This is a genomic window from Vibrio sp. 1S139 (assembly GCF_041439475.1).
Taxonomy (GTDB): Bacteria; Pseudomonadota; Gammaproteobacteria; order Enterobacterales; family Vibrionaceae; genus Vibrio; species Vibrio crassostreae_C.
Genome location: NZ_JBGOOD010000059.1, coordinates 18418 through 29097 on the forward strand (window position 1 = coordinate 18418; position 10680 = coordinate 29097).

Annotated in this window: 9 protein-coding genes; 6 read left to right on the forward strand and 3 right to left on the reverse strand. The window is 44.2% G+C overall.

What is annotated here, in order from left to right; genetic code table 11:
• The first annotated feature begins 2 nt into the window (after positions 1-2).
• The gene (gene tatB, locus ACED46_RS17280) at positions 3-410 is read left to right on the forward strand and encodes a Sec-independent protein translocase protein TatB (RefSeq protein ID WP_017060155.1); all 408 of its coding nucleotides are present in this window, start codon (positions 3-5) and stop codon (positions 408-410) included.
• Between the two features lie 148 nt (positions 411-558).
• The gene (gene tatC / locus ACED46_RS17285; protein WP_017060156.1) at positions 559-1314 is read left to right on the forward strand and encodes a twin-arginine translocase subunit TatC; all 756 of its coding nucleotides are present in this window, start codon (positions 559-561) and stop codon (positions 1312-1314) included.
• Positions 1315-1602: 288 nt separating this feature from the next.
• On the opposite strand, the gene ACED46_RS17290 is transcribed toward tatC, so the two are convergent.
• A complete protein-coding gene (locus ACED46_RS17290) occupies positions 1603-2364 on the reverse strand; it encodes a TatD family hydrolase (RefSeq protein WP_017063053.1) in 762 nt (253 codons plus the stop codon).
• A 208-nt stretch (positions 2365-2572) separates the two neighbouring features.
• Here ACED46_RS17290 and hemB point away from each other — a divergent pair, with 208 nt between their 5' ends.
• The 3 genes from hemB to polA all read left to right on the forward strand — a co-directional run bounded on the left by hemB (position 2573) and on the right by polA (position 7607).
• Entirely contained in the window at positions 2573-3616 is a 1044-nt protein-coding gene (gene hemB / locus ACED46_RS17295) for a porphobilinogen synthase (protein ID WP_371721999.1), read from the forward strand.
• A 76-nt stretch (positions 3617-3692) separates the two neighbouring features.
• The gene (locus ACED46_RS17300) at positions 3693-4127 is read left to right on the forward strand and encodes a GNAT family N-acetyltransferase (RefSeq protein WP_017063054.1); all 435 of its coding nucleotides are present in this window, start codon (positions 3693-3695) and stop codon (positions 4125-4127) included.
• 681 nt (positions 4128-4808) lie between these two features.
• Entirely contained in the window at positions 4809-7607 is a 2799-nt protein-coding gene (polA, locus tag ACED46_RS17305; protein ID WP_371722000.1) for a DNA polymerase I, read from the forward strand.
• A 507-nt stretch (positions 7608-8114) separates the two neighbouring features.
• Here the strand turns inward: polA and ACED46_RS17310 are convergent.
• Together ACED46_RS17310 and yihA are read right to left on the reverse strand one after the other, a co-directional pair.
• Positions 8115-8714 (reverse strand): GTP-binding protein, encoded by a 600-nt coding sequence (locus tag ACED46_RS17310; protein WP_017060161.1) that lies wholly within the window; start codon positions 8712-8714, stop codon positions 8115-8117.
• A gap of 218 nt (positions 8715-8932) precedes the next feature.
• On the reverse strand, positions 8933-9592 hold the full coding sequence (gene yihA, locus ACED46_RS17315) for a ribosome biogenesis GTP-binding protein YihA/YsxC (protein ID WP_017060162.1): 660 nt from the start codon (positions 9590-9592) through the stop codon (positions 8933-8935).
• A 148-nt stretch (positions 9593-9740) separates the two neighbouring features.
• On the opposite strand from yihA, the gene ACED46_RS17320 reads away from it, so the two are divergent.
• The gene (locus ACED46_RS17320; protein ID WP_012602993.1) at positions 9741-10358 is read left to right on the forward strand and encodes a cytochrome c; all 618 of its coding nucleotides are present in this window, start codon (positions 9741-9743) and stop codon (positions 10356-10358) included.
• Positions 10359-10680: the final 322 nt, after the last annotated feature.

A 10680-nucleotide genomic window follows, 5' to 3' on the forward strand; every position in this document is an offset into this window, starting at 1 on the left:
TCGTGTTTGATATCGGTTTTTGGGAACTGGTATTAATATCTGTCGTTGGGTTAGTGGTTTTAGGGCCTGAGCGTTTGCCCGTGGCGATTCGCAGTATTTCCAAGTTTGTTGGACAAGCGAAAAGCATGGCAAACAGTGTGAAAGATGAACTTTCTCATGAGCTTAAGGTGCAAGAGCTGCAAGAAAACCTACGCAAGGCGGAAAAAATGGGTATGGAAGATTTATCTCCAGACCTTAAAGCGTCAGTCGATGAACTCAAGCAGGCCGCTGCTGAGGTTCAACGTCCGTATGCTAAGCCTGAGTCTGATAAGCCAAGTGAGACTAAACCTAGTGTCATGGAAACTGTGGAATCTGAAACCATTCAGGTCAACAGTGAAGCTTCAGCACCGTCAGATAAGAAAGCCGAATAGTCTCGCAAGGAGGAGTCGCCGGATACTTGATTCGCTAGATGTTTAAATAGATATCTATTCAAGTAAATAACTATTCAAGTGGATACCAATTCAACTGGATAGATACACGCGCGGCTCCTTTTCGATCTTCCTGTTTAAGAGGTTTGACATGTCTTCGACTGAGCAGACACAGCCTTTAATTAGCCACCTTCTAGAACTACGTAATCGCCTACTACGTGCGATTGTCGCGGTGCTAGTGATATTTGTCGGGCTAATTTATTTTGCTAATGATATTTATGAATTCGTATCAGCACCTTTGGTAGATCGTCTACCGGAAGGGGCGACGATGATCGCAACCGATGTTGCATCGCCATTTTTCACACCGCTGAAATTAACCTTGATCGCGTCTATATTCCTCGCGGTTCCGTTTATTTTGTATCAGGTGTGGGCTTTTGTTGCTCCGGGTTTATACAAGCATGAAAAACGCTTGATCATGCCGCTATTGGCTTCAAGCTCATTGCTGTTTTACTGTGGTGTGGCGTTCGCTTACTTTATTGTATTCCCGTTGGTATTTGGCTTTTTTACGGCCATATCATTAGGGGGAGTAGAGTTCGCAACCGACATCTCAAGCTATCTTGATTTTGTACTCGCGCTGTTCTTTGCTTTTGGTATTGCCTTTGAAGTGCCTGTTGCGATTATCTTGTTGTGTTGGACGGGGGCAACAACGCCTCAATCTCTGTCTGAAAAGCGTCCTTACATTGTGGTGGGTGCTTTCATCATCGGTATGATGCTGACACCACCAGATATGATCTCGCAAACACTGTTGGCGATTCCAATGTGTATTCTGTTTGAGATTGGTCTGTTTTTCGCACGCTTTTATACGCGTAAGCCAGATGCGGATGAAGAGGAAGAAGCTGAATCTTGATTCGGAATGCTTCAGTAAAAATCACATAATAAAAAAGCGGCCTAGGGCCGCTTTTTTATTATGTCTGTTTATCGAATCTTTAACTGATAGCCACAGTTCTGACATATATAGAGCTCTTTGATGCCCAAAATTTTATGCCATAGGGTTCGATGTTGACGTTGTAAGTGTTGTGAATGGTCACACATAATCAACTACCTCCATATACAGGTGGTTGATACTATACATGTCACTTAGCTTTCTCAAATAAATTCAGGAAAAATCCGTAATAATTACTTATTAATAGATTTGTCATAAATTAAACAATGCCTTAGCATTTTTGGTGGTTATGTTTTCGACTTCTTCAAGGGTAATTCCGCGTAATTCGGCGATGCGTTTTGCTACTAATTCTGTGTAGGCTGGTTCATTGCGTTTACCGCGATTCGGTGTTGGTGCCAAGTATGGGCAATCTGTCTCTAGAATGACGTAATCCATATCGAGATGTGGGATCACCTTGTCCATCCCAGAGTTCTTAAAGGTCGAAACGCCGCCTAAACCTAAATGAAAGCCTAGCTCGTTGATCGCTTGAGCTTCCTCTAAGCTGCTACCAAAGCAGTGGAATACCCCGCGTAAGCTGCCATCTTGTTCTTTACGAAGTAGGGCAAGTGTCTCTTCAATGGAATCACGAGTGTGGATCACCACAGGTAGATCAAGCTCTTTTGCCCACTGCAGTTGAGTCACAAACGCCATCTCTTGTTCAGCCTTGAAGGTTTTATCCCAGTACAAGTCGATACCAATCTCACCCACGGCGATAAAGTCATGCTTATCAAACCAAGCTCGAATGGTTTTGAGGGTTTGCTCGATATTCGCATCCACATAACAAGGGTGTAAGCCCATCATTGAACGGCACACATCAGGAAACTGCGCTTCCGTTGCTAACATTGGTTCGATAGATTCTAAATCGATGTTCGGCAATAGAATGGTATCAATCCCTTGAGCCAGTGCGCGCTGCACAACTTGTTCGCGGTCTTCATCGAATTCGCTAGCGTAAATATGAGCATGGGTGTCGATCATTGTTTTGTCCTGAAAGCGGTCTTTACTGAGTTGTCATGAGTATACGGCAGTGTGAGGAGAAGGTCATTTTTTGCCATTTATCCCTATTTTTGAGTGGGTTTCATATTTTACTGCTAGCGTCCTGAGCCATCAGTGATATGCTTTTGCCTGTATTTAGCACTTTTCATATCTAAGTATTTCGGTGCTTAGACTAGGCAAGGAGAATCTAGTGTCTGTTTCAATTCAAGGTCAATTCCCAGGTCGCCGTATGCGCCGTATGCGTAAGCACGACTTTAGCCGTCGCCTAATGGCAGAAAATCAATTGTCTGTGGATGATCTAATCTACCCAATGTTTATCCTGATGGGTAAAGACCGCCGCGAGCCTGTCGAGTCAATGCCAGGTGTTGAACGCTTGTCGATCGACTACATGCTTGAGGAAGCAGATTACCTGTCAAAGCTGGGTGTTCCTGCGATTGCTCTATTTCCAGTCGTGAACCAAGATGCTAAAAGTTTATGCGCAGCTGAAGCTCATAACTCAGAAGGTTTGGTGCAGCGCGCTGTACGTTTACTAAAAGAGCATGTGCCAAACATTGGCGTTATTACTGACGTAGCACTAGACCCGTTCACCACTCACGGCCAAGACGGCATCATCGATGAAGATGGTTACGTGATGAATGACGAGACGACTGAAGTCTTGATCAAGCAAGCATTATCACACGCTGAAGCGGGTGCTGACGTAGTTGCCCCATCGGATATGATGGATGGTCGCATTGGTAAGATCCGTGAAGCGTTAGAAGAAGCGGGCCATATTCATACTCAGATTATGGCGTACTCTGCAAAATATGCATCGTGCTACTACGGCCCATTCCGTGATGCAGTTGGCAGTGCTTCGAACCTGAAAGGTGGTAACAAGAAGAACTACCAGATGGATCCAGCCAACAGCGATGAAGCGATTCATGAAGTCGCGATGGATCTTAATGAAGGTGCGGACATGGTGATGGTGAAACCAGGCATGCCTTACCTTGATATTGTTCGTCGTGTTAAGCACGAACTGCAAGCGCCTACGTTTGCTTACCAAGTATCTGGTGAATACGCGATGCACAAAGCGGCGATTCAAAACGGCTGGCTGAAAGAGCGCGAAACCGTCATGGAATCACTGTTGTGCTTTAAGCGTGCTGGCGCTGATGGCATTCTTACTTACTTCGCTAAAGATGTCGCAGAGTGGCTTGCTGAAGATGACGCACAAGCTGCTGAGCATTTAAAAGAAAAGTAACCGTGTAGATCTCACTTAAGTGATCAGTAAAGGGTTGGCCATTGTGCCAGCCCTTTCGTTTATAAGGATGAATAAGATGTCAGTTGTCGTACGTGAAGGTTCTTTAGAAGAAGTGGTGTCTGTGGTCGAGCAGATCTCTGAGTTCGCTAAAAAAGAGAGTGTCGCTTCTCTGTCAGAGCGGCTGGCAGGGAAAAAGAGCCTTATCTTAGTGGCTGAAGAAGCTGGCGTGTTGCTTGGCTTTAAGATCGGCTATGAATTGGATCAAGATACTTTTTACAGCTGGTTTGGTGGCGTGTCACCGCTCGCGAGGAACAAAGGCGTTGCACAGGCGCAATTAGACGTTCAGGAACAGTGGGCGAAAGAGCAGGGCTACAGACAGTTAAAGGTTAAGTCTCGTAACCAGTTCCCTGCAATGTTGCGCCTGTTATTGAGAAACGGTTACCTAATCGAAAGATTTGAAGAAAAAGAAGACATTAATGACCATAGAATCCATTTTTTGAAGCAAATTTAAGCACTGCTGTTAACGGTTTATAAATCAAATGAGATTTATTATCATTTAATTGTTGACTATTAAATGAGAATTATTATTATTAACTTCGTCTTAGGGAATGAGGAAATGTTCACAAGGATGTTAAGTACTCAAGTATCTACTTGGTTACCCAACAGAATTCTCGCGAACTTGTACTAAGTTCTTTTTGACACGACATTGCTCACATTGCTTCCAGTGTAATTTATAGCTTTTAGGTAAAGCTGTGGTATTCAATTTGAATGGCTTTACCGGTTTTTGCTAGGCGACATCTTCGGGTGTCGCTTTTTTTTTATACCTACCATTTCAACAAGATGCATATTTAGTGGCACGTATTTTTATGAATAAAACGCCATCAGCATTCTTTTCCACAACGCAAGATCGAGAAAAGATCGTTGATCATCTGTTCGATCTGTAAAATTATTCTTTATTTTCAGTTGTTTATTGGTGTTTTTTGAGTTGTTCACCGTAGTTCTCAACAGGGTGGATAAATAATACAAACAGAGTTATCCACAGAACGCTTGCGTCTAAGAACAAAAAATAACAACAAATCGATTATAACGAACACAACCGAGTGAACGGATACAGATCGACAACGTGGAATCCAACCAACAGACGTGGCATTCTTAACAGATAATTTCTGTAATTACTGGATACACAAACATTATGGCTCGTATTCCTGATAATCCATTGATTCTGATCGATGGCTCTTCTTACCTATATCGCGCGTTTCATGCTTACCCTGGCACCATGAGCAATGGTGATATCCCGACTAACGCGGTTTACGGTGTAGTTAACATGCTGCGCAGCATGATGCGTCAATTTGCTTCTGATCGTATTGCGGTTATTTTTGATGCAAAAGGAAAGACGTTCCGTGATGACATGTACCCAGAGTACAAGGCTAATCGTCCACCTATGCCGGATGATCTACGTTGTCAGATCGAACCTTTGCACAACGTGATTCGCGCAATGGGTCTACCACTTATCTCGATCCCAGGCGTTGAAGCGGATGATGTGATTGGTACGCTAGCTTCTCAAGCATCTAAAGCGGGCATGCCGGTTTTGATCAGTACTGGCGATAAAGATATGGCGCAGCTGGTTGATGACAACGTTACTTTGATCAACACCATGACCAACGTGGTTATGGATCGCGAAGGCGTGATAGAGAAGTTTGGCATCCCACCTGAGCTGATTATCGACTACCTTGCACTGATGGGCGATAAAGTGGATAACATTCCTGGCGTTCCAGGTGTTGGTGACAAAACAGCAACTGCTCTACTACAAGGCATTGGTAGCATCGAAAAGCTGTATCAAAACCTGGATGATATTGCCGCTCTTGGCTTCCGTGGTTCAAAAACCATGGCTAAGAAGCTGATTGATAATAAAGACAACGCTGAGATGTCTTACGAGCTTGCAACGATCAAACTGGACGTCGAGTTAGAAGAGACACCTGAGTCGCTTGTAAAAGCACAACCAAATACGGATGAGCTGATTAAGCTATACGGTCAACTGGTCTTCAAATCTTGGTTGAACGAGCTACTTGAAGGCGGCAGCGGTGTGGTTGAGGCGGATGAGAAGTCGGGTGCAGTGCGCAGCAGCGAGGCATCAACTACATCTACTGTAGAAATGAACACCTCTGCAGTGACGATTGATCGCAGCAACTACGAAACCATCCTAGATGAAGCCTCTTTTAATGCGTGGCTAGAGAAACTGAAAGCGTCAGAGGTGTTTGCTTTTGATACTGAAACGGATAGCTTGGACTACATGGTGGCTAACCTTGTTGGTCTATCATTCGCAACCGAAGAAGGCGTTGCCACTTACGTACCGGTTGCCCATGATTACCTAGATGCACCTCAACAACTCGACCGTGATTGGGTACTTGAACAGCTTAAGCCGATTCTTGAAGATGACGCACAGGCTAAAGTCGGTCAAAACCTGAAGTACGATATGAGCGTTTTAGCGCGCTACGGTATCGAGATGAAAGGCATCAAGCACGACACCATGCTAGCGTCTTATGTTTTTAATAGCGTTGGCGGCAAGCATGATATGGATAGCCTAGCGCTGCGTTTCCTTCAGCACAGCTGCATCTCATTTGAGCAAATCGCAGGTAAAGGTAAGAAACAGCTTACTTTCAACCAGATTGAGCTGGGAGAAGCGTCTCCATACGCAGCAGAAGATGCTGACGTGACACTACGTCTTCATAACCGTTTGATGGAAAACATTGAGCAAGATGAAAAGCTAAAAGCCATCTATGAAGAAATCGAAGTACCACTGATCCCTGTAATGTCTCGCATTGAACGTACCGGCGTATTCATCGATGACATGTTGCTGGGCGCTCAATCGCAAGAGATTGCGGTTCGATTGGATGAGCTAGAACAGAAAGCCTACGAGATTGCAGAGCAAGAGTTCAACATGAACTCGCCAAAACAGCTGCAAGCGATCCTGTTTGAGAAAATGGGTCTGCCTGTTATCAAGAAAACGCCATCAGGTGCACCTTCAACCAACGAAGAAGTGCTGCAAGAGTTGGCTCTTGATTACCCGCTACCTAAGCTGATCATTGAGTATCGTGGCCTTGCGAAACTAAAGTCGACCTACACAGATAAACTACCGAAGATGATCAACGCTGAAACGGGTCGTGTTCATACGTCTTATCACCAAGCGGTGACAGCAACGGGTCGATTGTCTTCAACAGATCCAAACCTGCAGAACATCCCAATTCGTAATGAAGAAGGCCGTCGTATCCGCCAAGCATTCGTTGCACAACATGGTTGGAAGATTCTAGCGGTCGATTACTCTCAAATTGAATTGCGTATCATGGCGCACCTTTCGGGTGATAAAGCGCTTCTGGAAGCATTCCAACAAGGCAAAGATATCCACGCGGCAACGGCTGCTGAGATCATCGGCGTTAATATTGAGGATGTAACGACGGAACAACGTCGTCGTGCTAAAGCCGTTAACTTCGGTCTTATCTACGGTATGAGTGCCTTTGGCTTGGCTAAGCAACTGGGTATTCCTCGTGGCGAAGCACAGCACTACATGGACACTTACTTCGAGCGTTACCCTGGCGTAATGCAGTATATGGAAGACACGCGCAGTGCTGCTTCAGAGCAAGGCTTCGTTGAAACCATTTACGGTCGTCGACTGCACCTTCCTGAGATTCAATCTCGTAATGGCATGCGTCGTAAGGCTGCTGAACGCGCGGCGATCAACGCGCCAATGCAAGGCACAGCGGCTGACATCATTAAGAAAGCGATGTTGTTGGTGGATGAGTGGATTCAAGCGGAAGGCGATGGTCGTGTGAAACTGCTTATGCAGGTACACGATGAATTGGTGTTTGAAGTGGAAGAGTCATCTTTAGCCGAAATTGAAAGTAAAGTACAAGAATTGATGGAATCCGCTGCAGAGCTAGAAGTGCCGCTTGTCGCGGAAGCTGGCCACGGTGACAACTGGGATCAAGCCCACTAATCAGTTTTTGACCTTAATAAGCAAATTAGTATGAGCCAGTGCACAAACACTGGCTTTTTTTTGTCTCAAATAAAGTTAAGTCGTAATAAGAATTTAGGTGTTTTAATAAAACATTCATGAAAAAAAACTACAAAAGTTGTTTTCATTTCTGAGCAATTGTTGTACATTAAATCTCGTAGGGTACAGAGGTAAGATGTTCTATCTTTCAGACCTTTTGTTTCACGTTATTGGATTAGGCTGATTCAGCCGCCCCAGTCAGTATTTGACTGGGGCGTTTTTTCTTGTGCGAAAGAAAAATATTTCCAACCTATCATTCCCCCGTAAAACCTCTCATTTTTAGTGCCTTTTATTACACTTTCTCAAGCACAGTGATAAACCCCTGATTTGCCTTAGATCTGAAATTCGATCAGCTTTTGGTAATTTAAATCCGTCTCTAAGTCGATTGTTTTATTACTTGAAATAACTTTTATTTTACAAGTTATCGATAAAGGATTGATGGATCACGCCTTATTTATCAGTGTATTGAGTCGGTGAATGCTCAATGTAATCCATGATTTTCTGTTGTTTCTCGGTGCTGTATTTCAGTGCTTCGGCGGTGATCTGGATGGATTGTGCCATCGAAGAGATATTGTTGGTCGCTTTTACCAAGGTTTGTTGCATGGGTTTCAGGATAAGCAGATAGATAGCGGTCAAAGCGATAATAATGACGGCGATAACGGCCGCCAGCGCAATGATGATCTTGGTCTGAATGTCATCCAACAGCATTTGACTGGTTTGTTTAAAGGCGAGTCGAGATTGGTCTAAGGCTTGTGGCAGTTGATTGAGTGATGTCTTGGTGGAGCTCGCAAGCTTATTGATACTTTCAACCGTTTGATTGAGGGCTTGTTGCTGGTCGTCGCTTAGGTTGGGGTTGTTGACTATCGCTTGCAAAGATTGCGATATCACCTCAAGAGACTCACTCGCATCTTGGGCGTACTTTTCCATGCCATCGAGGTCTAAGGTCATATCGACATTGATCAGTGGGGCTTGTTCTTGTTCTGCTTCAGAGGCAAACCCTGTCAGTGAGACCAACATAAGTGCAATGATGGCCAATGGTGTTTTCCACATGAGTATTCCTTTCTCATTGTTCTGATTATTTAGATGTGTCTTTTAGTATGGTTCACTTCTATTGGTTTTAGTGGCTAAATCCGATTTTTAACACTAAAAACTTAGGCTTAACTCACTCATTTTTGGGCAAAAAAATACCCCACCTATATAAGGAGGGGCATTGATAAGGCTAAATCACGTGTTGTAAGTGCTCTAACCTATAGCGATAAGTAGAGGAACTACTCTGAGTCGTTGTGCTCTTCGTCTGCTAACTCATCAATGATTTGATCAGCAAGCGCAGGCGCAAACCACTCATCCATCTTGGCACGCAGTTGGTCAACGCCGATGCCCTTCATTGAAGAGAAGACATCAACCGCAACATCACCACCGAAAGATTTTGCATCGTTACGGATTTTCAGTAGCTGTGCTTTACGCGCACCACTTTTCAGTTTGTCTGCTTTTGTTAACAAAACCTGTACTGGGATGCGGCTATCGATAGCCCAGTAGATCATTTGTTGGTCAAGGTCTTTCATTGGGTGACGGATATCCATCAATACCACTAAACCTTTCAGGCTTTCACGTCGTTGTAGGTATTCACCTAGCGACTTCTGCCATTTTTTCTTCATCTCAAGTGGTACTTGAGCAAAGCCATATCCAGGTAAATCGACGATATGACAACCGTCCGTTACCTTAAATAGGTTGATTAGCTGAGTTCGACCGGGTGTTTTACTGGTTTTCGCCAAGCTTTTTTGGTTTGTAACGCGATTTAGCGCGCTAGATTTACCAGCATTGGAGCGTCCTGCAAACGCAATTTCGATCCCTTCGTCTTCTGGTAAATGACGAATATCAGGTGCACTGGTAATGAAATGCGTGTTTTGATAATGAATTTTTACGCTCACTGTTAACTCCATCTCGACTTTGTGTAGTCGATTGATTACTTTTTTGTGAATTTGTGTAAAATAACCGTGCTCGGCATAAGGTCGCCTATTGTACCATGAGTGGCAACATAGAGTGGTACTGGAAGCTTGATAATTATAATGGAATGTCATGAAGAAATTAGCGCTAATTTTGAGTCTTTTAGCCAGCTGCTCAGTATGGGCTCAAGGTAGTATTGAAGCTGGTAAAGCCAAATCACAAACATGTGTTGCCTGCCACGGTGCTGACGGCAACAGCCTGATCACTCAGTACCCTAAGCTGGCTGGTCAACATGAGAAGTATCTAGAGAAGCAGTTAAAAGAGCTTAAGCTAGGTATGACAAGTGGTGGTAAGCAAGGTCGTTACGAACCTGTAATGGGTGCAATGGCGATGCCTTTATCTGAAGAAGATATGGCTGACCTAGCGGCATACTACGCCTCTCTACCTATCTCTAGTAACTCTACTCCTGAAAATGTAGTAGATGAAGGTAAGGTTCTTTACACAGCGGGTAACGCAGAACGCGGCGTAACGGCGTGTATTGCTTGTCATGGCCCTCGTGGTAATGGTACCGAACTTTCTGGTTTCCCTAAGATTTCAGGTCAGCACGCAGATTACATCAAGGCTCAACTTGAAAAATTCCGCGATGGTGACCGTAATAACGACATGAATGCGATGATGCGTGATGTAGCTAAAAAGTTAACAGACGCTGATATTGATACCTTATCGAAGTACGTTGGTGGTTTACACTAATTTGTCGGTTTCTTGCTCTTAGCCAGAGTAAAGGAATGTACGTTCGAGCGAGATTGAAGAGACGCCCCGATCAGTAATGGTCGGGGCGTTTTCTTTTGTATTGGTTTTATTAATGCGTTTTGTGTTTATGTCTGATTTATCAATGTGTGATCGATTTGTGTACAAAAGTGTGAAGTCGCACTCTTGTAGTCTTTTTGTAACACGGTAAAGTAACCGCCATCAGCTAGGAGCTGACTTAGATATGGATGATCATCTAGTCTAACGGTATGTCGAGTAGACGACACTTGTTACCAAGTGCCGCCCCTCTAAGAACCGTACGTGC